The sequence below is a fragment of the Flavobacterium sp. GSA192 genome (assembly GCF_006386525.1).
Lineage (GTDB): Bacteria > Bacteroidota > Bacteroidia > Flavobacteriales > Flavobacteriaceae > Flavobacterium > Flavobacterium commune.
Genome location: NZ_VAHC01000002.1, coordinates 46,230 through 71,713 on the forward strand (window position 1 = coordinate 46,230; position 25,484 = coordinate 71,713).

The 25,484-nt window shown below is 35.1% G+C and carries 19 protein-coding genes; 13 read left to right on the plus strand and 6 right to left on the minus strand.

Annotation, left to right across the window (positions count from 1 at the left end; genetic code table 11):
- Positions 1–61: 61 nt before the first annotated feature.
- On the minus strand, positions 62–541 hold the full coding sequence (locus FDM27_RS04330; RefSeq protein ID WP_140485337.1) for an FKBP-type peptidyl-prolyl cis-trans isomerase: 480 nt from the start codon (positions 539–541) through the stop codon (positions 62–64).
- Positions 542–809: 268 nt separating this feature from the next.
- On the opposite strand from FDM27_RS04330, the gene FDM27_RS04335 reads away from it, so the two are divergent.
- Both FDM27_RS04335 and FDM27_RS04340 read left to right on the plus strand, forming a co-directional pair.
- A complete protein-coding gene (locus tag FDM27_RS04335; RefSeq protein WP_181161629.1) occupies positions 810–6,668 on the plus strand; it encodes a T9SS type A sorting domain-containing protein in 5,859 nt (1,952 codons plus the stop codon).
- Positions 6,665–7,360: a hypothetical protein gene (locus FDM27_RS04340; protein WP_140485339.1), complete on the plus strand. Its 696-nt coding sequence runs from the start codon at positions 6,665–6,667 to the stop codon at positions 7,358–7,360. Before FDM27_RS04335 ends, FDM27_RS04340 begins: the two co-directional genes overlap by 4 nt.
- 77 nt (positions 7,361–7,437) lie before the next feature.
- On the opposite strand, the gene FDM27_RS04345 is transcribed toward FDM27_RS04340, so the two are convergent.
- The 3 genes from FDM27_RS04345 to FDM27_RS16010 all read right to left on the minus strand — a co-directional run bounded on the left by FDM27_RS04345 (position 7,438) and on the right by FDM27_RS16010 (position 12,095).
- Positions 7,438–8,778, minus strand: a complete 1,341-nt coding sequence (locus tag FDM27_RS04345) for a DUF5689 domain-containing protein (protein WP_140485340.1) — start codon at positions 8,776–8,778, stop codon at positions 7,438–7,440.
- 18 nt (positions 8,779–8,796) lie between these two features.
- Positions 8,797–11,583 (minus strand): TonB-dependent receptor, encoded by a 2,787-nt coding sequence (locus FDM27_RS04350; RefSeq protein ID WP_317133609.1) that lies wholly within the window; start codon positions 11,581–11,583, stop codon positions 8,797–8,799.
- A gap of 365 nt (positions 11,584–11,948) precedes the next feature.
- Entirely contained in the window at positions 11,949–12,095 is a 147-nt protein-coding gene (locus FDM27_RS16010) for a hypothetical protein (protein WP_181161630.1), read from the minus strand.
- Positions 12,096–12,239: 144 nt separating this feature from the next.
- On the opposite strand from FDM27_RS16010, the gene FDM27_RS04355 reads away from it, so the two are divergent.
- Positions 12,240–12,755, plus strand: a complete 516-nt coding sequence (locus tag FDM27_RS04355) for a TlpA family protein disulfide reductase (protein WP_140485342.1) — start codon at positions 12,240–12,242, stop codon at positions 12,753–12,755.
- A gap of 39 nt (positions 12,756–12,794) precedes the next feature.
- On the opposite strand, the gene FDM27_RS16015 is transcribed toward FDM27_RS04355, so the two are convergent.
- Complete coding sequence (locus tag FDM27_RS16015) at positions 12,795–12,932, minus strand: hypothetical protein (RefSeq protein WP_181161631.1); 138 nt, start codon at positions 12,930–12,932, stop codon at positions 12,795–12,797.
- A 251-nt stretch (positions 12,933–13,183) separates the two neighbouring features.
- On the opposite strand from FDM27_RS16015, the gene metG reads away from it, so the two are divergent.
- The 7 genes from metG to FDM27_RS04390 all read left to right on the plus strand — a co-directional run bounded on the left by metG (position 13,184) and on the right by FDM27_RS04390 (position 20,231).
- On the plus strand, positions 13,184–15,244 hold the full coding sequence (gene metG / locus FDM27_RS04360) for a methionine--tRNA ligase (RefSeq protein ID WP_140485343.1): 2,061 nt from the start codon (positions 13,184–13,186) through the stop codon (positions 15,242–15,244).
- A 75-nt stretch (positions 15,245–15,319) separates the two neighbouring features.
- On the plus strand, positions 15,320–16,198 hold the full coding sequence (locus tag FDM27_RS04365) for a DMT family transporter (RefSeq protein WP_140485344.1): 879 nt from the start codon (positions 15,320–15,322) through the stop codon (positions 16,196–16,198).
- Between the two features lie 112 nt (positions 16,199–16,310).
- Complete coding sequence (locus FDM27_RS04370) at positions 16,311–16,949, plus strand: hypothetical protein (RefSeq protein WP_071184283.1); 639 nt, start codon at positions 16,311–16,313, stop codon at positions 16,947–16,949.
- Positions 16,950–17,057: 108 nt separating this feature from the next.
- Entirely contained in the window at positions 17,058–17,750 is a 693-nt protein-coding gene (locus FDM27_RS04375; protein ID WP_219846403.1) for an HAD family hydrolase, read from the plus strand.
- Positions 17,751–17,809: 59 nt separating this feature from the next.
- Positions 17,810–19,324, plus strand: coding sequence for a hypothetical protein (locus tag FDM27_RS04380; protein WP_140485346.1), 1,515 nt, complete (start codon positions 17,810–17,812; stop codon positions 19,322–19,324).
- Between the two features lie 123 nt (positions 19,325–19,447).
- Positions 19,448–19,966, plus strand: a complete 519-nt coding sequence (locus FDM27_RS04385; protein WP_071184286.1) for a ferritin — start codon at positions 19,448–19,450, stop codon at positions 19,964–19,966.
- Between the two features lie 79 nt (positions 19,967–20,045).
- Complete coding sequence (locus FDM27_RS04390; RefSeq protein WP_071184287.1) at positions 20,046–20,231, plus strand: hypothetical protein; 186 nt, start codon at positions 20,046–20,048, stop codon at positions 20,229–20,231.
- A 246-nt stretch (positions 20,232–20,477) separates the two neighbouring features.
- Here the strand turns inward: FDM27_RS04390 and FDM27_RS04395 are convergent, their stop codons facing one another.
- The gene (locus FDM27_RS04395) at positions 20,478–22,283 is read right to left on the minus strand and encodes a GNAT family N-acyltransferase (protein WP_071184288.1); all 1,806 of its coding nucleotides are present in this window, start codon (positions 22,281–22,283) and stop codon (positions 20,478–20,480) included.
- A gap of 243 nt (positions 22,284–22,526) precedes the next feature.
- Between FDM27_RS04395 and FDM27_RS04400 the strand changes: the two genes are divergently transcribed.
- The 3 genes from FDM27_RS04400 (at position 22,527) to FDM27_RS04410 (ending at position 25,448) form a co-directional block, all read left to right on the plus strand.
- Positions 22,527–23,291 (plus strand): exodeoxyribonuclease III, encoded by a 765-nt coding sequence (locus tag FDM27_RS04400; protein WP_140485347.1) that lies wholly within the window; start codon positions 22,527–22,529, stop codon positions 23,289–23,291.
- A gap of 65 nt (positions 23,292–23,356) precedes the next feature.
- Positions 23,357–24,298, plus strand: a complete 942-nt coding sequence (locus tag FDM27_RS04405) for an OmpA family protein (RefSeq protein WP_140485348.1) — start codon at positions 23,357–23,359, stop codon at positions 24,296–24,298.
- A gap of 112 nt (positions 24,299–24,410) precedes the next feature.
- Complete coding sequence (locus FDM27_RS04410; RefSeq protein WP_140485349.1) at positions 24,411–25,448, plus strand: aldo/keto reductase; 1,038 nt, start codon at positions 24,411–24,413, stop codon at positions 25,446–25,448.
- Positions 25,449–25,484 lie beyond the last annotated feature (36 nt).

Below are 25,484 nucleotides of genomic sequence, written 5' to 3' on the forward strand. Positions count from 1 at the left end.
CGAATAGAAATGGGATTTTATAATTTCTTTAAAATTATTACTTTTTAGTAAAACGAATAATTTAGTTTACTGAAATTAATTTTACTTCAAAAACCAAAACAGAACCTCCAGGAATTTTACCATTATCGCTTCCGCCATAACCTAACTTAGCAGGAATAACCAAAATAGCACTTCCACCTTCTTTTAAGTATGAAATACCTTCTGTCCAGCCTTTTACAACTTGGTTTAAACCAAAAGAAATACCTTTTTCGTCACTTTCATCAAATACATTTCCATCCATAAAGTACCCTTTGTAAGCCACAGTTACATTGGATGCCGGAGTAGCTTGCTTACCTGTTCCTGGATTATCAATTACATAATACAATCCTGATTCGCTTTTAGTTCCTTTTAATCCTTTTTTAGCAACATAATCTTCAATTTCTTTTTCATTTTTAGTAATGTAAGGAATCTCACTCGGAGCTACACTACTACTTTCACTAGTTTCTTTTTTACAAGAAATAAAAAGAGTCATAATTAGTAATGCTGATAATAAATGTTTCATAGTAAATTTTATTTAGATAGGTCAAATATAGTAAAATTCGACTTTTCCTTATAATAATTACGCTTTCTTAGTACAGAATTCTCAATTCAGTAGTATTAACAATGAAACTTACCTGTATGATTTTCAGGACACCACAAGACACCACAGGATACTAATTGATTAACAGCTAATTATATTTACCACTGACTATTAACCATTAACCAAATTATTTATGAATAGAAAAACTACTTTTTCTTATCGTCGACTGTACCTTAGATTTTGCATGTCGATGTGTTTTTTGTTCGTTTCTATTTCTTCCTTTGCACAGCAATGGAATATATTAGGCAATGAACAAGCGATCTCTTCAGTTGTTTCTGCTCACACCAGCATTGCTGTGGTAAAAGACGGAAACAATTTTGTCCCTTATGTTGCATTCACTGAAAGCGGAGTACCAAAGGTAAAAAGACGTTTAGCCGACGGAAGCTGGGAGCAGGTCGGCGCAAACCTTGGTACGAATGCTTCTTACACTCGTATTTATGCCAATTCAATTGGAGATTTGTATGTTGCTTATATCGATCTTTCAGCAGGATCTAAATTAGCGGTAAAAAAGTATGATGCTGCTAATGGAACCTGGGATCCATTAAATCCTGAAGATCCTAATACACTTTATGTTTCTACAGGCAATGCAAATGGTATGAGTGCTGTAAGTCAGTATAGTTCCTATCATCGTTTTTCTTTAGCCTTCGACTCATTTAATGCTCCTTATATTGCCTTTAGTGAAGCAGGTATGATTCCTTATGTTAAAAAATTCAATGAAACGGCATGGGAAACTGTAGGCACCGGAGCTGTAGCGACAGGGTATGCTGCTGCTGTTAGTTTAGTTATCGATTCTAATGACAAACCTTGGTTAACATATTGTAAATTAAGTGCTACAAATTCTAATAGTGGAGAAATAGCCTTATATAGTTACAATGGAAGTATTTGGAATGCTCCAGCAAATTTACCTGCTATAACAGGAATGAGGGGTAGTAATATTGCAATTAAAGACAATAATACACTTTGTATTGCTTATTTTCACACAGGTAATTCCAATAGAGCAACAGCAATTTTATATAATAAATTAACAAATACATGGGGAACTGCATCATCACTTGGTACTCGCGATTCTCCAAATTTAAGTTTAATCAATGATAATTCAGGCAATCTTTATTGTTCTTTTATTGATGCATTTGCTAGTACTTGGACAAGTTCTACTAGAGTACGTTTTCTAGCAGCCGAAAGTACTACATGGACAGAATTAAAAGATCCCGCTGTAACCAGAGGTATTGATGAACCAACAGGCTGGCCATCAATTGCTATTGGTAACGCGCCTTATCCTTATGTAGTTTACACCAAAGCAAATTCGAGTACTCCTAGTGTAAATACTCCGGTTGTTAGGATGTACACTCCACCGCCACCGCCTGCAGAACTTACTACAAACAAAATAACCAACATAACTACTACCACAGCAGTAGCAGGAGGTAATATTACTTCAGACGGAGGTCAAGCCATCACCGAAAGAGGTATTGTTTATAGTATTTCTAATCGAAATCCAACAACGGCTGATACTAAAGTTGCAGATGTCGCTGGAGGTATGGGTAATTTTTCTGTTAACCTTACTGGGCTTATACCTGGAGCTCTTTACTACACCAGAGCTTATGCAATTAATGGCGGCGCTGCTTCTTATGGAAACACAGTTAGACTAAACAGTTTACAAATACCTGATGCAGTAGTTTCGACTGCTAAACAAGTTGAATTTTTAAACAGAGGACTTATAGCAATTCAAAAAAGCACTAACTCTATATATTTAAGCTGGAGATTACTAGGAGACGATCCTTCGAATATTGCCTTTAATGTATATCGAAATGGAGTTAAAATCAACCCTTCTCCAATAACTAACTCGACTAATTATACCGATGTCACTACAGCCAATAATAATTATTATAGCATTAAACCTATAATAAACGGAACAGAAGAAACAGAAACAACTCCTGTAAAAGTTTGGGCAAAAAACCAATTAGAAGTTCCTATTCAAATACCTCCTGATGGAACCGTACCTGATGGTCGTACTTATAGCTATAGTGCTAATGATGCTTCAGTAGGTGACGTTGATGGAGATGGAGAATATGAAATCATTTTGAAATGGGAACCTTCTCTTTCAAATACTAACTCAGGAGGATATAGTGGAAAACAGATTTTTGATTGTTACAAACTTGATGGTACCCGATTATGGCGTATCGATTTAGGTATTAATATAAATTCAGGTTCACATTACAACCCCTTTATGGTATATGATTTTGATGGTGATGGTAAAGCCGAAATGATTATGAGAACTGCTGATGGAACCATAGACGGTCAAGGAAATGTTATTGGTAATGCTTCAGTTGATTATCGTAACGCTTATGGATGGGTACAACAAGGTCCCGAATTCCTCACTGTTTTTAACGGATTAACAGGAAAAGCTATGTCAACGGTAGCCTTTGCACTTTCTAGGGGAAATACTTCTGATTGGGGAGACGATTATGGAAACCGACAAGATCGATTTTTAAATGCAGTTGCTTATCTTGATGGTGCCAGACCAAGTTTAGTTGTCGCACGTGGAATTTATGACAAACAAATGCGTGCAGCCTATGACTGGAGAAATGGACAATTAACGCTACGTTGGGTTTTTGATAGCAAAGACCCGAATCACCCTGAATATAATGCGTATTCTAGTCAAGGAAACCACCAAATGACTATAGGAGATGTGGATGGAGATGGAAAAGATGAAATAATCAATGGATCTAGTGCCATTAATGATGATGGAAAACCACTTTGGACTTATGGATTAGGTCATGGGGATGCCTTACACATGACCGATATGGATTTAGACCGTCCAGGACAAGAAATTTGGATTTGTTTAGAATCTCCAGGATCTTATGACGGAATGGGACTGAGACAATACGATGCTAAAACCGGACAAACAAATTGGGGAGTAGCCACAACTGGAGACGTAGGTCGTGCTATGGCTGCCGATTTAGACCCTAACTACAAAGGTTATGAAATGTGGGGTTCTTCAGGAGGAAATGTATATGATTCAAAAGGAAATAGTATCAGCACTAATGTACCATCTTTTAATACTGGAATTTGGTGGGACGGCGATTTAGGGCGCGAATTGTTTGATAGGGGTTATATAGACAAATGGAATCCTACTACTAAAAGCGCAGGACGTTTGTATACTATTTATCAAGCTGCACCTATATCAACAAACAATAGTACAAAGAGTAATCCTGCTCTACAAGCTGATATATTAGGTGACTGGAGAGAAGAAATAATTTTACGTAAATCTGACAATACTGCACTTGTAATCTTCACAACTGATTTAGCTAGTAATTATCGTATTCCAACCTTAATGCATGATCCACAATATCGTACCGCAATTGCATGGCAAAATTCAGGTTACAATCAACCACCATATACGAGTTACTATATTGGCTACGATATGGATGTCAACAATATTCCTACAGCAAAAATTGCAGTAGTTGGATCTACAAAATTAGGAGTTACAGCGATAACAAGAAAAACTCCTACCACAGCATCTACAAACGCAAATAGTGTCATCTATAATGTTACTTTTTCTGCAAACGTTAATGGAGTTGACATCAATGATTTTACTCTTACTGCAACTGGAACTGCAACTGGAACAATTATGTCAATAACTGCTGTAAACGCTGCTTCTTATGATATAACTGTAAATAATATTAGTGGAGACGGAACTTTACGATTAGATTTAAATACTAGTGGGACTGGAATTACTGATGAATCAAGCGCTGCAATAACAGGCGGATTTACAATTGGTGATATCTTCACTTTTGATCATACTAATCCAACACTTACTAGTGCAACTATCGTATCTAATAATACCAAATCAGCTTTCGCAAAAACAGGAAATACAATTACTTTAAACTTCACTGCCTCTGAAAGCATAACTAATTTAGATGTTACAATTGCTGGACATACAGTAACAGCAACTGATCTAGGCAATAATAAATATAACGCTAGTTACCAATTAACAAATAATGATATTGAAGGAGTAATTCCTTTTAGCATTCAGTTTAAAGACTTAGTAGGAAATACGGCTGTTCCTGTTATTACTACAACTGATGCTAAAACAGTTACTTTCGACCGTACACTACCTACATTATCCAATGTAACTTTTACATCTAACAATACTAACACTGCTGTTGCAAAATCAGGAAATATTGTTACCTTAAATTTCACAGCATCTGAAACCATTGAGACTCCAACAGTAACTATAGCAGGACACAGTGTAAATGTTACAAATGTAACGGCTAATAATTATACTGCAACTTACACTATGCTAATGTCGGATACAGAAGGAATAATTCCTTTTACGATTAATCCAATTGACCTTTCAGGAAATGCAGGTTCCCAAGTAACAACTGCAACTACTGGAATTACATATCACAAAACTTCTGCAAATCTAAATTTAGTAACTATTGTATCAAATAATGCTAATGCCACTTTGGCTAAAACCGGAGACATCGTTACTTTAAACTTTACAGCATCTGAGAGTATTAACAATGTTACTGTAACAATTGCTAGTCATGTAGTAACCGCAAACAACACTGGAGGTAACAACTATAGTGCTACTTATCAACTGACTAATACAGACACTCAAGGTATTGTTGCATTTGCTATTCAGTTTAAAGATTCGTTCGGGGACTTAGTGGGTCCAATTACAGCAACTACAGATGCAAAAACAATTACTTTTGATCGTACTGTACCTACTTTATCTTCAGTATCTATTGTTTCAAATAATGCTGCTACTACTTTAGCAAAAACAGGAGACATCGTTACTCTAAACTTTACTGCTTCTGAAAGTATCACTAATCCAGGAGTAAGTATTGCTGGATATGTAGTTGCTGCCGACCATCTTGGTAATAACAATTACAGTGTTAGTTATCAGTTAACAAATGCAGACACTGAAGGAATTATTCCATTTGAAATCCAGTTTAAAGACACTGCAGGAAATTCCGGAATAACAGTCAATACAGTTACTGATGCAAAAACGGTTACTTTTGACCGAACTCCATCTACAGTACCAACACTTACATTCACCTCAAACAATACAAATAACAGTATTGCAAAAGATGGAGATATTGTAACATTAAATTTCACTTCTTCTGAAATTGTAAAAACACCATTGGTAACCATTGCAGGTCATAATGTAAGCGTTACTGCTATTTCCTCTACTTCTTTTAGAGCAACTTATACAATGCTAACTACAGATGTTGCAGGAAACATTCCTTTTACGATTGACATTACTGACTTAGCCGGAAATATTTCGCCGCAAATTAATACTGCTGCAACTAAAATTAGATTCAGTCATACTACTCCAATAATTAAAGCATTTGTGAAAACACCAAGTTGTCCAGGCAAGGGCAACGGTGAAATTAGCGTTGCTACTAACATGGACAACTATGCTTATACTATTTCGATTAAAGGTAATGGAGTTGACCAATCGGTTAATACTAACATGTCAACAAGCACTAATTGGGTAAAATCAGATCTTACCGCAGGCAATTATTTAGTTACAGTTACCATTCCATCTATAGCATTCGAGCAAAGTTTTGGAATATTAGTTAACGAAATTAGCGCTATTACAGCTAAAAGAATTGAAACTGACAAAACTATTAGTTATACGGTTTCTGGCAGTAGTGAATATGAAGTAACAGTTAACGGAGTTGCCAAAACCTACACTACAGCTTCTAGTGAAACTTCTAAAATTGATATTGATTCTAATTTGCTAAAAGAAACTAATACAGTAACTATAACATCAAATAGCGAATGTCAGGGAACGGTACAGGATATTTTTTCTGCCAGCCTATCTGTACGAATACATCCAAACCCAACTGCCGATATAGTAAATTTTGAAGGTATTACAAATGGTCTAATCCAGATTTACAATATTACCGGTAATTTATTAATTGAAGAAAATGCTCAAAACACAAAAAGCATTAGTTTAAAAGGGTTTGCACCAGGTATGTATCTTGTAAAAGTTACACAAGGAGCAGTAATAGAAACATTTAAAGTAATTTTAAAATGAGAATTATAAATATCAAAACAATATTCCTTTTTGTAGGATTAGGATTAATCGCTTCTTGTGGAAGCGGAGGCGATTCTCCTGCTGAACCAGAAGTAAAATTACCTGAAAAATCAATTTTAGCATTGCCTGTTAATGGCGAAACTTGTTCCGCTTTTGGAGTAATTGCTAATGATGATACTAAAGCCGAAATTAATTTCAGCTGGGGAGCAGCTTCTCATGCAGATAGCTATATTTTAAAAATTACTCAGGCTGGAAATCTAGTGGTTAACCAAACGCTTTCAACCACTACTCACAAAGCAATTCTTGATAAAGGAAAAACCTATTCCTGGACAATTACTGCTAAAAATACAGATGGAGAAAATCTAAGTACAACTCACTCTTTTACCACACCAGGAAAACCTATTGGTAATTATGTTCCCTATGCAGCTGTTATTAATTTCAATATAAACAGCAGCACAAGTATGGCTAGTCTTTCTTGGATAGGTAAAGATGAAGATTCTAATACTAACGAATTAAAATATGATATCTCTATCAAAGAAGATAATGTTTCAAAAGTTTCTTTAACAAATCAAACTCAAACATCACTAGCTGATTTTGCTGTTAAATTGAACTCTACTTATCAAATAAAAATTAATACAATTGATAAACACGGTTCGTATTCCTCATCAGTGTTAAATTATACTTATGAATAAAGTCTAAGTATATTTTGCTACAAATTATTTTTCAAAACGGCTCGTGATTTTTCATTACGAGCCGTTTTTATCAATAACTAATCTCCATAAATCTGTACATCATCTACCTGAAAAGCACCATCTAAAGCTAAATTAGTTCCAGAGCCAATGTACTTAAAAGCAATATTAATTTTTCCGGTATAAGCTGATAAATCAATAGCACCTGAGCCAATAAACTCATACCAGGGCGTAGCCTGAGTGGGAATTTTTGCTGCAAGTTTGGTCCAGGTTGCGGTATTAATGTTCACTCCATCAAAATTTTTCGAAATATAAACTTCCAATGTGTTTAATGGCGAATCTACATCTAAATGATGCTGGGCTGTTCTAAACGAAAGTTTTTCATTAGTATGCGTATCCATATCAATTTTTGGCGAAATCAACCAAACAATATTTGAAGCTACCTTAGTTCCCGTTATAGCAAATTCGGCATAACCATTAGTCGATGTAATACCTCCTTTCCAAAAAATAGCTCCAGTTTCTCTAATATTACCCCAGCCAGGTAAACTTAAATTAGTACCATCGGAAACCGTTTGAAAATCTTCAATAAAAAAGGGAATTTGGCGTTTTCCTGTCATAGTAACATCTGATTCTTTTCTGGCAATTAACTGATAATCGTTAGCATATTTAGTCAAAACACCTCTTACTTTTCCGCTACCGGCAGGGACAATATTTTTCGAAAAATCAGCATAACTACTGGTTCTAAAAATCATTTGATTTCCATTTTTGTCTACCAAATTCCAGTTAGTCGCACCGCCCACATCATTTGTTTCTTCATAATAATGACGTCCAATGGCTGGCTCTGTAAACTGTACATCCGATAATTCAATGAGTGTGTTCAAATGGCTATCGTTAATTTCGCCTAAATCAACTGAACGCACCAATTGCTCTTCTTTGACATTGGTACAGGAAGCATGCAAGACCTTTTTATAATCGTTTTGCGAAAGCCGCCCTACTCCGCCTTGGTTAAAAGCATTCACATACAAACTACCAATGCGCAAACCACCATAATACAAATCGGTATATTGATCTTTTAATTTGACATATACTTTATTTCCTAAACGATAATCAACATACAAATTAGTTGCATCTACAGGAACACTAAATCCCACTGCAGGAGTTGTGGCTGTAGCCAAAGTTTGCAACGAAATGCTTTTAAAAAAATTACCCTTTTCATCACTCGAAACCACATAGGCTTCGATCACATCGTCATAAGGATATTGAGCAACAATTTCGGCAGCAGTTTCTTTAATATTAGCTACTGTTTTGTTTACGGGAATATCGGGTTGATTACAAATGAGTTTCGGAATCTCTGTTGCGTCATTTGCACAAGCTCCCAGAACTAGCATCATCAATAAAAACTGAAAAGTATAATTTTTCATAATAACCAAAATTTTAAATTAGAAACTAAAATTGAGATTCACAAAATATGTCCTGCCGTATCCATAGAAATATTTGTTTCCAAAAGAAGGTGTGCCACTGGAAACATCCTGATTGAGTTGCCTGAAATTAGCATTCCGCGCTTGCTCGTATCCGCCGGTTTTGTATTGGCTATCCAGCACATTATTGATACTCACAAAAAGTCCCAGAAATTTTCCTTTAATACGCCAGGACTTTCCACCAATTAAATTGAGCAAACTCACAGGGTCAAATTTTTCCTGTTTTAATAACTCGGCTGCTCTTTCTTCAGTAGCTTCCGGGAAAGGAAATCCACTCGCAGGGTTGGTATAAAACCGATTGGTTCTGGAAATAGGCGAAACATCAATATAATTCTCCGCCAGATAATTAACATTCGTCCCTATCCACCAATATTTTGGATCGCGATATTCCAAACCCAAACTATACGCCTGTTGCGGCATTCCCGCTTGTTTATAATTTTTTAAAAGTGCCGTACCAAAATCAAAAGACGGATTTGTATTTTCTACCGTGGCCACCGCATCATTATTGATGCCCACATTCGGATTACTATCATAAATAAATTGCCCATAAGCCATTGAAAAACTCGTTTTGAGAGTTGGATTTATTTGGTATTCAAAACTCAATTCGGCTCCAAGGTTTTTCCGGTCTAACCCCGTCAGCGTCTGACTCACAAAAGCATTGGTATTGCTATAACCTGCTTCGTTATCAAATATTCCTTCGGCATAAAAAAAGCTAATTTTAGTAGCATCTTTAATGGTCGAATAATAGGCTGTCAATCTTGTTTTTAGTTTTGGAGTTCGAAAAACATAAGTCGCATCAACACTATTGAGTATTTCACTTTCTAAACCATCAACTACGGTATTATTCAATCGGGCATTCGAAAAACTACTTCTTAAATTAGGTGCTTTGGTCAAATGGGCAGCATTCAAATTCAAGGATTGTTTTCCTGAAATTTTAAATAGCATTCCGCCTTTAAAACCAAAATTCTCAAAGTTCAGTTTTTGGCTTTTGCCAAAGGAAATCGTCGGATAAATTCCATTTTTATACAAACCCTCGCGTTGATAGTTAGTTCTGGAAAAAGATTGTGCCAAATAGAAATCAATAGTATTATACGAAAATTTAAACTGAGTGAAAGCTTCTAAAACAGCGGCCGAAAGTTTATAATTATAACCATAAGTATCTCCAACCTTAACTTGGCGATTTGGATTATTTAAATCCGATTGGGCTTGACTGCCGCTGTAAAATCCATCAATATCTTCAAAAAAAGCACCGCCTAATAAATCCAGTAATTTTTGATAATTATGCGATTTCAAATCCCGATATGAAATTCCCGCGTTCATAATCAAATTTTCAGAAACCTGCGAATTAAAGTTAGAATTAAACGCTATCGTTTTATCATCTGCTCGGTCTTCATATAAAACATAATGACTTTGAGCGGCTTCGTAACCAATAATATTCGAATGTTCATCAATCACAGGATTTCGATTCGCCCGATACATCGCCTCCCAATCAATCTGAGAATTGGCCAAAAATGCCAACCTACTTTTCTCAGCATTCGCATAATCCGGAGTAAATTCGCCTGAGAATTCTCCATTATCTGCGGCATATAAAGAGGTATAATAACTCGGCATTTTTCTAAAATAAGTAGGATCAGGACTATTGGCATTTTGATAATCAATATTGCTGTTGCCTATTTTTCCAAACTGATACAACACCGCCGAATTCAAATTCGTATGATCATTTATCTTAAAATAATGATTCAACATCACAATGGGTTCATCAACCGTTCTTACCCGGGCATTTCTTTTTTTCCCATTTTGATATCCCCAATACGAATTGTAAGTTTCGTTGGTTAAATTAGTCACTTCGGCAGTGTTGGGCGAATTTTTCCCGCGTTCGTTTGGCGTATAAAATCCAGTTATATTTATCGAATGTTGGTCGTTCAATCTTTTTTCGATACTAAGAAAAAGAGAATTCGCATCATAATTAGTACCTTCAAAATGTCCTTCCTGAGCATAACGTTTTCCTGCCGAAATAACGTAAGCCCAACCCGAATTACTCATTCCCGAAGCATGAGTTGCCATGATTCGGCCATTGTAATTGGTATTGGTTCCTGATAATGTAATTCGGTTTCCTTTTCGATAAATAGAAGCCCGAGTATTGATTTGCTGCGTTCCCAAAATCCCTCCAAAAGTATAATCAGACGGAGCAGTTCCAATGGAAAATTCCTGATTTCGCGTGGCATCATTGAGTCCGCCCCAATTATTCCAATTGGGTCTGCCATCATAAAGTTTGTTCATTGTAACGCCGTTAATCATTGTAGTGGCATTTTCACTATCCAAACCACGAATTCTAAAACGGGCCTGTCCCCAGTTAAAGGCAGCTGCCTGTTGAAAAGCATCTCTGGAAGATTGCAATAATCCTGAAGTGTTTTCGGAACTGCTGTTGTCATCGGTTAAATCGTCTTCAAAAAGTTGGATGACGGCTGCCTGTTGGTCAGCAACCTGATCTAATTCTAACAAAATGGTTCCTAAATCTAATGCTAAAGTATTTTGAATAGAAACAGGATACAAAGCATCTTTATAACCCTGACTGTGAAAAAGCAATAAATAATCGGCCGATGGAATGGATTCGAAAACAACTATTCCCTCGCTATTAGTGAGCTGTGTAAAATTGGTATTCTGAATAGAAACCACCGCAGCAACCAGAGGTTTTAGTGTTTTAGCATCTAAAACCTTGGCAGAAATTCGAACCTGATTTTGTGCCAATAATATATTGACCGACCCAATACAGAAAAGTAAAACCAAAAAACACCTCATAAACTCAATAGAATTATCGGCAATGAACTTTGTCTAAAAAGAAAATTGCTTAGGTAACACAACTTGAAAATGCGACTGCTGAGCATAACAAAAACATCCCAAAAAGGAATATTCAGCTATAGTATTGGATTGTTTTTTTTGGAAATAAGTAAAAAAAGAAAGTGGTGGTATTAAATAACTTAACAAAGTTAAATAGCACTTTCGACAAATTAAAAGTAAGAAAAACTTTTAACAAAATAACATTTAGAATTATTTTTTTTAGTATGCAGTAAAAAAAAGGAAAAGCTAGTTTAGAATTCTCTAAAAGGGAATGCTCATTTTTGCTGATTCATTTTGGCAACCAAAGCTTTCAAACGCAAGGCTCTTTCTTTCTTTTCTTCTTGAAGTTTCGCCTTTTTCCGATTCAATAATTTGGTATGCAAAGCCTTGTTTTTGGTGTTTTTTTCAGGTCCTTTTGCCATGATTTATTTTCTTTAAATCTGTTTGCAAAGATAAACAAAGCTAACTGACAATATATTACAAATAACAAATGAAAGACAGTAATATTTTTGTAAGAAAAAAACAGTGTATTTGAAAAACCAAACTATAAATCAACACAACCAAAGATGAAAAAAATACTATTATCCCTATGCTTATTATTAGCCCTAAATACTTTTTCGCAAGAGAAAAAAATCTGGGCAAAATCTGTTATCAATCAAAAAGCACCAAAACTAGTAGTAGAAAAATGGCTTTCAGAAAAACCTAAGACAAAAGGAAAATTTGTACTGATTGATTTTTGGGCTACCTGGTGCGGCCCTTGCAAAATAGCCATTCCTGAATTGAACCGTTTTAAAACGGAGTTTGAAAATGATTTGGTAGTTATTGGTATCAGCGACGAACCAAAAGAAAAAGTAGCCGCATTGACATCTCCTCAAATTGAATATTACAGCGCCATTGACACACAAAGAAGCATGTATAATTCCTTAGAAGTAAAAGGAATTCCGCATTGCATTTTGATAGATCCCAATGGTATTGTCCGCTGGGAAGGCTATCCACTATTGACTGGATATAAACTAAGCTCTGAAGTAATAAAAGATATTATCGAAAAATATAAAAGCAGCGATTCTACGAAACAGCTTTAATTTAAAATCTAAATACTTATAGACGGATTTAGCAGAATACTATTTGGAACATTGTCCGTGCCAACGGCACTCTATTAATATTTCGTCAAATGTAGATGGATTAAAATCCATCCCTACAAGATTTACCGAGCCTACGGCTCTTATTAGGCATGTAAAAGTTCCATAGGAACGATTCATATTGTAGCAACGGATTTTAATCCGTTGGCTAGAAACAACAAACATTAAATTATTAAAAAATCGGTATCAAAACACCAAATCCCTAGCCCCGATAGCAGTGAAAATCCTTTTGTGCCGGTGTTCGGCACAAAAGATTACTTCACCTAGCTTTTATTTACAGCGGAGTTCAGTGAATATATTTGCAACGGATAGCGGGAAATAGCTCCAAATAAAATTCTATTCCTTATTTTTGCGCTCTATAAAATTGAATTATGCTACAGAATCCAGAAAGATATACCATTACGGCGGCTTTGCCTTATACTAACGGACCAATTCATATTGGGCATTTGGCGGGGGTTTATGTTCCTGCGGACATTTATTCGCGTTATTTGCGTTTGCAGGGAAGAGATGTTTTGTTTGTTTGCGGAAGCGACGAACACGGAGTTGCCATTTCGATGAAAGCCAAAAAAGAGGGCATTACGCCTCAGGAAGTTATCGACAAGTATGATGGAATTATCCGTAAATCGTTCTCTGATTTTGGAATTGCATTTGATAATTATTCCCGAACTTCGGCTAAGATTCACCACGAAACAGCTTCGGAGTTCTTTAAAAAATTATATGAAAAAGGTGATTTTATTGAAGAAGTAACCGAACAATTATATGATGCCAAAGCAGATCAATTTTTGGCAGACCGTTTTGTTATTGGAACTTGCCCAAAATGCGGCAACGAAGAGGCTTATGGCGACCAATGCGAAAAATGTGGTTCGACTTTGAATGCTACTGATTTGATTAATCCAAAATCGACTATTACGGGAGAAACTCCTATTTTGAAATCGACAAAACACTGGTTTTTGCCATTGGACAGATACGATGCATTTTTAAGAGAATGGATTCTTGAAGGACATAAAAACGACTGGAAACCGAATGTTTACGGACAGGTAAAATCCTGGATTGACGGCGGATTAGAGCCTCGTGCGGTAACCCGTGATTTGGATTGGGGAATTGATGTTCCTGTGGAAGGAGCCGAAGGGAAAAAATTATACGTTTGGTTTGATGCGCCTATTGGTTACATTTCGTCAACTAAAGAATGGGCTGCGAGAGAAGGAAAGGATTGGACGCCATATTGGAAAGATGAAAAAACCAAGTTAGTTCACTTTATAGGAAAAGACAATATTGTTTTCCATTGTGTGATTTTCCCGGCGATGTTAAAAGCCGAAGGAAGTTATATTTTGCCTGACAATGTTCCTGCAAATGAGTTCCTGAATTTAGAAGGAAATAAATTGTCAACTTCTAAAAACTGGGCGGTTTGGTTGCACGAATATTTAGAAGAATTCCCAAATCAACAGGATGTTTTGCGTTATGCTTTGACTTCGAATGCGCCAGAAACTAAGGATAATGACTTTACCTGGAAAGATTTTCAGGCAAGAAATAATAATGAATTAGTAGCGATTTTTGGAAATTTTATCAATCGCGTGGTGGTGTTAACTAATAAATATTACAACGGAATTGTTCCCACTCCAAACGAACTTTCGGAAGTAGACGAACAAACTTTAGCCGAATTACAAGCCTATCCGGCGGTGATTTCAAGTTCATTGGAAAGATACAGATTCAGAGAAGCTTTAGGCGAAATGATGAATGCGGCCCGTTTAGGAAATAAATATCTGGCTGACGAAGAACCTTGGAAAGTGATTAAAGACAATCCGGAGCGCGTACAAACCCAAATGTATGTGGCTTTGCAAATTGCTGCTGCTTTAAGTTCACTTTGCGAACCTTTCCTTCCGTTTACTGCTACTAAATTAACTCGTATCTTAAAAATCGAAGATAAATTAGACTGGAGTACCATTACTGAAACTTCTGATTTAATGCCTGCCGGTCACCAAATTGGTGAAGCGGAATTATTATTTTCTAAAATTGAAGACGAAGAAATTCAGAAACAAATAGACAAACTGGAAGCTACTAAAACGGCCAATATTGCTGAAAACAAAAAAGCCGAACCACAAAAAGATTTGATTCAGTTTGAGGATTTCGCCAAAATGGATTTACGCGTGGGAACCATTTTAGAAGCTGAAAAAATGCCAAAGGCCAACAAACTTTTAATTTTAAAAGTTGACACCGGAATTGATGTTCGCACAATTGTTTCAGGGATTGCAGAAAGCTTTAAACCAGAAGATATCATCGGAAAACGCGTGACTGTTTTAGTAAATTTGGCTCCAAGAGCGCTTCGCGGTGTAGAAAGTCAGGGAATGATTTTGATGACCAATAATGCCGAAGGAAAATTGGTTTTCGTAAATCCGGATACTGAAGGTGTTGGGAACGGAGAGACGATAAATTAAAAGAAATACAATCATAAATTACACTCAATTGCCACACTTCCACGTGGCAATTGGTTTTTATAAACAAAAGGAAACATGAACAATGCAAAACCCAAACTGGCTTTAGCACTTGGAATACTTTGTATTTCCATCTTTCCTATTTTGGTTCGACTGCAATTGACAACAGGATTGATTTCTGCTTTTTACCGCATGTTTATTGCGGCGGTGTTGTTACTTCCTTACGTTATTCTTAGCAAAAAATTCAAATTACCACCTACGAGAACAACATTACTTGCTGTAGTCTGCGGAATTGTATTTGCAACTGATATCGCCATTTGGAATATCGCCATTCAAAAATCGAGTGCAACCCAGGCTACTTTACTGGCTAACCTATCTCCTGTTTGGGTGGGACTGGGTTCGTTTCTGGTTTTAAAAAACAAACCCTCGGCTAACTTTTGGATTGGAACCGCAATCGCCCTTATGGGAATGATAACTTTAGTAGGCTTTGAAACTTTTGCCCAACTCAATTTTGACTTGGCCTTTGTACTCGCTCTTTTGTCTGGAATGCTTTATGCTACTTATATCCTAATCAGCAAGAACATCTTATCCCAGGTTGACATACTTTCTTTTATGAGTATTGTTCTGGTTTCTTCGAGTCTGTTTTTAGCCTTGGTTTGCGGAATTACTGCCGAAAGTTTTAGTGGTTTTTCAAACACCGCCTGGTTGGTTTTGTTTATTCAGGGAGCCGTTTGCCAACTGACCGCCTGGTTATTAATCAGTTACTCCACTCAACATTTACAGGCCACAAGAGTATCACTTAGTTTGTTAGGTCAAGCCGTTCTGGCTACCTTGCTCGCCTGGTTATTTTTAGACGAAAAAATGAGCTGGCTCAGGATTATCGGTGCCGTTTTTCTACTTTTAGGAATTCGAATCACATTTTATACTAAACCAATCGGTTTTAAAAAATCCAGATAAACACATCTTTCTTTATAGTCACTTTTTTTTTGAAATAAATCATCAAAATAATTTTTTGATTTAAGAAAAATAATACTTTTGCGACGTATTAATTATCTTAATAAACCAAAACATGAAAAAAATTACTCTATTTATTTGCCTGATTGTAACTACAATAATTCAGGCGCAATCAAGTAAGCAGATTTTTGAATCTCCAAAATTAAAAGAAGCCATTTCAACACACAAAACGGTAGCTGTATTACCATTTAAATCAACCATCTCATACAAAAGGCTTCCAAAGAATTTTAATCCGGAAACCAATGCCGAAGAGGAAAAAAAATCAGCGCTTAGCTTACAATCAGGACTATACACTTATTTATTAAGAAAATCATCAGATTATTCAGTTTCAGTTCAGGATCCTGAAAGAACTAATATTCTATTGAAACAAAATGGGAGTTTTGATAAACTTGACGAATTGACTCCAGATGCATTAGCAAAAATACTTGGTGTTGACGCTGTAATTAAATGTTCTTATGCTTATCAAAAAACAGGTAGCGAAGGTGGTGCAATTGTAAAAAGCTTACTAATTGGTTTTGGAACAGGAAAAGTAGCCACTTCTGATTTGACTATGAATCTTTATAATGCCAAAGACGGAGATTTATTATGGCGTTTTTACAAGCAAATGGATGAAGATGTAATGAGCAATCCTCAAGCTATGATGGAACACATGATGCGAAAAGTGGGACGCAATTTCCCTTACGAAAAAAGTTAATTTGTTTTTTTAAACATACACTAAAAGAGGCTCATTTGGCCTCTTTTGTTTTTTAAAGAAATGATTTCTTTAAAAGAAAATAAATCCCGAATTTGCAATAAAAATTAAATGATTATGTCTTTCAAAGTAATTGCCTTCGATGCCGATGATACCTTGTTTGTCAACGAAACCTATTTTTCAGAAACAGAAGAAAAATTTTGTGAATTAATGAGTGATTATCTGTCCCAACAAGGTCTTGCGCAAGAGCTTTTCAGAATAGAAATTGCTAATTTAAAAATCTACGGTTATGGCATTAAAGCATACATCCTTTCTATGATTGAGGCCGCAATGACTATTTCAAACAACACCATTTCGGTTGAAGTTATCGAAAAAATTATACAGTATGGCAAAGAACTATTGGAAAAACCTATTGTGCTCTTAGACGGTGTTGAAGAAACCCTGGCTGCCTTACATGGAAAATACAAACTGGTCGTAGCTACCAAAGGCGATTTGCTGGATCAGAGACGTAAATTACACAATTCAGGATTGGGAAAATATTTCCATCATATCGAAGTAATGTCAGACAAACAGGAACAGGATTATCTGGATCTGATTAAACGTTTGGAAATTAAACCCTCAGAATTCTTCATGATAGGTAATTCCTTAAAATCAGATGTTTTACCGGTTTTAGCCATAGGCGGACACGCAGCTCATGTTCCTTTTCACACCACCTGGGCACATGAAAAAATTGATCACGAAGTGAAACATGAAAACTTTAGTGCTTTTGAAAAAATTACCGAAATTTTGAAAAAATTAAAATAATGAGATAAACTAAAAAAACGGAATAGTTATTGTACGTAAAAACACATTAAAAATAGCGTATGAAAAAATTATTCCAGTTTTTGTTTTTATTTTATTCATCAATATTGTTAAGTCAAACACTATTGACTTCTCATCCTATAGATTTTAAAAAATCAAAAAAAAACAATAAGAAACCAAATATTGAGAAATTAAGAACACTTAATGAATTAGCACTCTCTGCAACATCTGATTTTAAAAATTCGGAAGAAAACAATCAAATTCTAAATATTGAAAATGAAAAAACACATGATGTATTCGTTTTTATAAAGGATATTGAGAAGATTACAATTTTAAAATATAATCGAGCATTATTCTTAAAAAGTGAGTATGTGTTTCCTCTACAAAATTTAGCAGATAAATCAATAATAGGATGCAGTTTTGGCCAGGATGGAAATCCGACTATTTATTTCTCGTCTAATATAATTGAGAATGTATCGCCATTAGTTTTCATTTCAATTTTAAAATGCAACTTAGAAAATAAAACACATACAATTTCCGATTTTAAATTTCCGGCTAATGAGGTTGCTGTAACAGTATTTCAGATGAATAATTCATTTCATATTCTGGCGAAACACAGAATTATGCAAGGATTAATCGTTTATACTTTTCAGGATACTAAAGTAGCAAAGAAAGGATTTGATTTTTCTTCTTTAACTTTTCAGCATAAAAATGGCAAAATGCTAAGATTTAATAATCTAATAAAAAATTATCCTATTGAAAAAATAGATGTTCATGATTATAATCCTTTGGACAAAGCTGTTAAAGTAAGTAAGCTTTATATTCAGAAAAATCACATTGTTCTAACATTCAATTATAATCCAAAACTAACTCAGGCATTTGATATTGATTTAGAAAATCAAGAACTAATAGAGAAAAACTTTCCTCAAACGGTTCTTCAAGATCCAAAAAAGATGAGTAATTCTTTTTATCAGGATGGTAAGCTTTATCAAATTAATACAAGTAAATCAGAACTTTTACTGGATATAAAAGATTTTAATTCGGATCAAACTTTAAAAACCATTAGAGTTTTAAGTGAAGATGATAAAAGATCTAAAGATGTTCCTTTATTCATTCAAATAGACTCAAGAAAACCTGGTGAAATAAGAAGTCCTAAAAGATTTTTGCAACATTTACAGACTTTAGATATAGGTTTGTCCGTGTTTAAAAATAAAGAAAATACGTTGGTTACTTTTGGAGGAGTTCCAGTAATTAAAAAACAAGGGGCTTCATTTCGAAATCAAACTTATATAGTGAATAGATATGAAGAAGATGACCCGTATTTTAATGCAGAGTTTTCAACAATAGAACACTTTAAATCCGTTTACTTTCCACGTATATTAGATCATAATTTTGAATTTATAAATCAGGAACAGCCGCCGATAGGGATTGATAAGTTGTACTATTTTTTAGATATGAATAAAAAAATAACAATAAAGAATATATCAAAATATAATGATTATTATATCCTGGGTTATTATGATGTTGAGTCAAAACAATTTATAATGCGTAAATTTACTGACGGATTCAATTGGTAAAAAAAAGGAATTGAGTTAAATAGATTAAAACTATTGTTGTATAAAAATCAAATAAGCTTATACCAATGGTTTTTATACGATTTTTAGTAACTTTACTCCACGTTTAACAAAAAACTCTCGATCATGTTATCAAAAAATATAGAAACTGCATTAAACAAGCAAATCCGCATTGAAGCCGAATCTTCTCAAACTTATTTATCAATGGCTTGTTGGGCAGAAGCAAACGGACTCGAAGGAATTGCACAATTTATGTATGCTCAATCCGACGAAGAACGCGCTCACATGCTTAAATTAATTAAATATGTAAACGAACGTGGCGGACACGCACAAATCACCGATTTGAAAGCTCCTAAAACGACTTATACTACTTTCAAAGAAATGTTTGAAGCATTATACCAACACGAAATTTTCGTTTCTGATTCTATTAACGAATTGGTTCATATCACTTTTTCCGAAAAAGATTATGCTACTCACAACTTCTTACAATGGTATGTTTCTGAACAAATCGAAGAAGAGGCTACAGCTAAAACTATTTTGGATAAAATCAACCTAATTGGTGACGACAAAGGAGGATTGTACTTGTTTGATCGTGATATTCAGCAACTAACCGTAACAAGCTCTGTTGCTATAAATCCAAAATAAAAACGTTAAATTTTATTTAGAATACATAAAAACAATATTTTCTTTTTATATTTGCCTCAGTTTTAAAGCAAAAGCAAAGGTGAGCAAAAAGGACAAAGAGAAAGAGAAGAAAAGCAAGAAGAAAGACAAAAAGAAAAAAGAAGCTCTTAATGTCATCAAAAAAGTGGAAAACTGTAAATCTTCCTGTTGCGAAAAATTCAAAAAATCAGAAAACAAACGTTGCAAACGTTGTCCTATGTATGATTTGATCCAAAAAGTAGCCTAATTTTATATAGAAAAACCCATTCGTCGCCGCGAATGGGTTTTGTGTTTTTACCCAGAATCCACATTAGATTTTTTTTGTTTTTTTGTCTCGCAGATTATCGCAGATTTTATGCTTAAAAAATCCGTTTGAATCCGTTTAATCTGTGTTCCAATGCGTAATCCAGATTTATAAACTTGTCGTTTCAAGACCATAAAAAAAGTCGCTTACTAACTTTATAATAAGCGACTTTTTCTATATCAAAAGAGTTTACAACTCCCCTTTTTCGTTAATTTTCCTTTCCAGTTCAGCCTGAAACTCTTCCATTACCGGCTTCATGGTACTTTCAGGAATATCGGCAATTCTGATATACATTAAGCCATCAACAGCATTATTAAATAATGGATCAACATTAAAAGCAACCACTTTTGCATTTTGCTTGATGTATTTTTTAATCAACACAGGCAAACGTAAAATCCCAGGTTCTAATTCGTCTATAATTTTGTCAAACTTATTCAAATCGGCTTCGGTTTCATTGAAGATGAAATCCTTGTCGGCGTCTTTCAGTTTTACTTTATACGCTTTTTTCGGATGAATGTATTGTGCAATATAGGGATCGTAATAATTCGATTTCATAAACTCAATCATCAACGATTTTGAAAAATCAGAAAATTGATTACTAATACTCACGCCGCCAATAAGGTATTTATGTTCCGGAAAACGCAATGTTGTATGTATAATTCCTTTCCAAAGCAAGAACAGCGGCATTGGTTTTTGCTGGTATTCTTTGATGATAAAAGCACGTCCCATCTCGATAGACTGGTGCATGGTTTCAAATAATTCGGGTTCAAAACGGAAAAGTTCATTCAAATAAAAACCTTCAATTCCATGCTTAGGGTAAATTTCTGAACCCAATCCCATCCTGTAAGCACCTGCAATTTTTTTAGCTTCATCATCCCACAAAAACAAATGGTGGTAGTATTGATCAAACTTGTCTAAATCAATCGATTCATTAGTTCCTTCTCCTACTTCTCTAAAGGTAATTTCGCGCAAACGACCTATTTCATGCAAAATACTCGGAATTTTGTTGGCCTGTGCAAAAAACACTTCGTAATTCTTACTTTGCAACAATCGGCAATCGGTATCTCTTAAGGCATTTACCTCCGAAATTATTTTTTCTCCATTGGCAGGATTCGCTATTTCTTTAGGATTTCGGGTGATTTTTAGACTCGAAGGAGTAAGCAATTTGCTTTCTTTTTCAAAAGGATTAGCCAGCATATAGGTTTTCTTTCTCAGGAATTCCGAATAAGCTTCGATGCTTTCGTATTCGTTTTGTTCAGCAACCGAAATAGGTTTCCCAATTCTGACTTTAATTACTCTGTTTTTTTGACTAAACAATTCCGAAGGCAATTTAGCCGTGCGCAAAGTCCCGCTGATTTTAGAAAGAATGTAAAAAAGACGACTGTTTTTGGCATGAAAATAAATTGGAACAACAGGAACCTGTGCTTTTCTGATTACTTTGATAGCACCTTCTTCCCAGGGTTTGTCCACAACAAGTTGTCCGTCTTTATAACTGGAAACTTCTCCGGCAGGAAACATTCCCAGTGGTTTCCCATCACTTAAATGACGTAAGGTTTCTTTGATTCCTAACACACTGGATTTGGCATCCTTATGATTTTCAAAAGGATTTACCGGCATGATGTATTGCTTTAAAGGAGCAATTCTATGCAATAAAAAATTGGCAATAATCTTAAAATTTGGCTCTCTTTCAAGCATTAATTTCAATAACAAAATACCATCAATTCCTCCAAGCGGATGATTAGAAATGGTGATATAAGCTCCGTCTTTAGGTAAACGTTTATAATCTTCTTCGGGAATTTCGAATTTTATCTGCAAGTCGTCCACAATTCCATTTAAGAAATCAATTTCTTTTAAATGTTTGTTGCGGTTATACACTTTATTTAAAGTGGAAATTTTCAGTACTTTCATTAATAGCCAACCTGATAAAGTCCCTAATGCTCCGTATTTCTCAACATTGATTGCTTTTGCAACTTCTTTGGCCGTAACTAAACCCATTTACTTTTTATTTTTTTTGAGAGAAAAACAAAGATAGAAAAAAACTCCATTATCCGACTATGAGCCTAATTTGATTTTAAAGCAAATTCAGCATTAAAAAAACACTGAATCGACAAAATAAATGCAGTCAATATTTTAAAACAACAACAAAACATTTTCTAAATTAGACTATAACCTTAAGAAAGTTTTATAATCCGGCCGATTTATTTTTTAGTATTTTTGGGAATCAAAAAAAGAAAATAAATGAGAATTGTATCTTATAATGTCAATGGAATTCGGGCAGCAATTTCAAAGGGATTAATTAATTGGTTAGAACAGGCAAAACCGGATGTGGTTTGCCTTCAGGAAATTAAAGCTACCCCGGATCAACTTCCGTTGTTAGACTTTGAATTAGCAGGTTACCCTTATCATTATTGGTTTCCGGCCACTAAAAAAGGCTATAGTGGTGTTGCCATTTTATCAAAAATAAAACCCAACAACGTAGTTTATGGTACCGGAATTGAGCACATGGACTTCGAAGGAAGAACTGTTCGCGTGGATTTTGATGATTTTTCGGTTATGAGTTTGTATTTACCATCGGGAACTAATATCGAAAGACTCAATCATAAATTCATGTTTATGGATGATTTCCAAAACTATATCAATGATTTAAAAAAGGAAATTCCGAATTTGATTATTTGTGGCGATTATAATATTTGTCACGAAGCCATAGATATTCACGATCCTGTTAGAAACGCAAAAGTCTCTGGTTTTCTTCCCGAGGAACGTGCCTGGCTGGATGCTTTTTTGAAAAATGGATTTATTGACAGTTTCCGATTTTTAAACAAAGAACCCGGCAATTATTCCTGGTGGACGGTGCGTGTAAAAACCGCAAGAGAAGACAACAAAGGTTGGCGTATTGATTATTGCCTGGTAAGCGAACCATTGAAAGACAGAATCAAGAAAGCACTTATTTTGCCCGAAGCAAAACATTCTGACCATTGTCCCGTTCTTGTAGATATAGAATAAATAGCAATTTCAATAGAAATATCAATGACAAAAAAACAATTAGGTTTCAATAAAATTAAATAAAAATGATAAAAAAAATCTCCTTAGGCTTGTTAGTTTTAGCACTTTCGACCTCTTGTGTTTCTAAAAAAATATACACTGATTTAGAAAACAAATACACCGATTTAAAGAAAGAAAACAGAAGCTTAGCTGATGAAAACGCCGATCTTTTAAAAGCCAAAAATCAACTGGAATTAGATCGTGATGCGCTAAATAACGAATTAAGCAAACTCAAATCTGAGCGTGATAAATTGACCGCCGACCAAAAAGCGCTGAATGAAAAAATGGCTCGTTTACAAGATTCATACAATGCTTTGGAAAAAAACAGCAACGATGCGTTGCAGTCTAATTTGAAGAAAAACCGTGATTTATTAGCTGAATTAGAAGCCAAACAAAAAGCCTTAACAATCGAACAAGAACGCTTAAGCAAAAGCGCACAACGTTTGAAAGAGTTAGAGGATATGATTGCTGCCAAAGAAGCAACGATGCGAAAACTAAAAGAAACCTTATCAAAAGCCTTAAACGGATTTGAAGGCAAAGGATTGACCGTAGAACAAAAAAACGGAAAAGTGTATGTTTCTATGGAAAACAAATTACTTTTTAGTTCCGGAAGTTGGTCAGTAGGATCTGAAGGGAAAAAAGCAGTAGAAGAACTAGGAAAAGTTCTGGCTGATAATCCGGAGATTTCAGTACTTATTGAAGGTCATACCGATAATGTTCCTTATGGCGGTTCAGGCCCAATTGCTGATAACTGGGATTTATCGACTAAAAGAGCTACGGCTATCGTAGGGATCTTAAGTGAAAACCGAGGAATTGACAAAAAGAATTTGACCGCTGCCGGAAGAGGAGAATTTTCGCCTTTGGCTACTAATGAAACAGCTGATGGAAAAGCGAAAAACAGAAGAATTGAAATTATTTTGACACCAAGATTAGACGAAATTGCCGAGATGTTGAACGAAATCAACTAAGCATTTTAAGTAAAAGTTAAAAAAGGTTCGAAGTACTGCTTTGAACCTTTTTGATTTAAATACTTTTTACGAACCTTTGTAACTTTGTTTTTTAACCTTTTTGAATAGATAAATGAAATACACAACCTTACCCAATACGGATATAAAAGTCAGCAAAATATGCCTTGGCACCATGACTTTTGGCGAACAAAACACCGAAGCCGATGGTCATGCCCAAATGGATTATGCGGTAGAACATGGTGTTAATTTTTTTGATACTGCCGAAATGTATTCGGTACCGGCACGAGAAACAACCTATGGGAGCACCGAAAAAATCCTTGGAAGCTGGTTTAAGAAATCGGGCAAAAGAAAAGAAATTGTATTGGCATCTAAAATTGCGGGACCGAATCCGAATTTTACTTACATGCGCGAGAAAAATGATTTTTCGCCTGCCAGTATCAAATATGCCTTAGACAAAAGTTTGCAGCGTTTACAAACGGATTATATTGATGTTTATCAATTGCATTGGCCGGAACGAAAAACCAATTTCTTCGGGCAACGTGGTTTTAAAATTCAGGATGATATTTGGGAAGATAATATCCGATTGGTGCTAGAAACCTTAGAAGGTTTTATCAAAGAAGGAAAAATAAAACACATTGGACTTTCCAATGAAACGCCATGGGGAATTATGCGTTTTCTGGAGGAAAGCAAGTATAATAAATTACCCAAAATCAAAACCGTTCAAAATCCATATTCCTTATTAAACCGTCTTTTTGAAGGAGGTTCTGCCGAGATTTGTATCCGGGAAAATTTGGGCTTACTAGCTTATTCACCATTAGCTTTTGGCGTTTTGTCCGGGAAATTTTTAACCGGTTTTGATCATCCAAATGCCAGAATCAGACTGTTCCCCCAATTTTCAAGATACAATAGCGCCGAATGTACTCAGGCTACTAAACTATACAGCGAAATTGCAAAAAAGCATGGTTTATCATTAGCTCAAATGGCTTTGGCTTTTGTAAACCAACAGGCTTTTGTTACCAGTAATATTATTGGAGCAACTAATCTGGCGCAATTAAAAGAAAATATCGGATCGATTGATGTGGTTTTATCGGAAGAAATTATCAATGAAATCAATGCCGTTCACGCTGTTGTTCCTGATCCTGCGCCTTAATTTTTTTCTCTAACCGTATTATAATTTTACTTAACC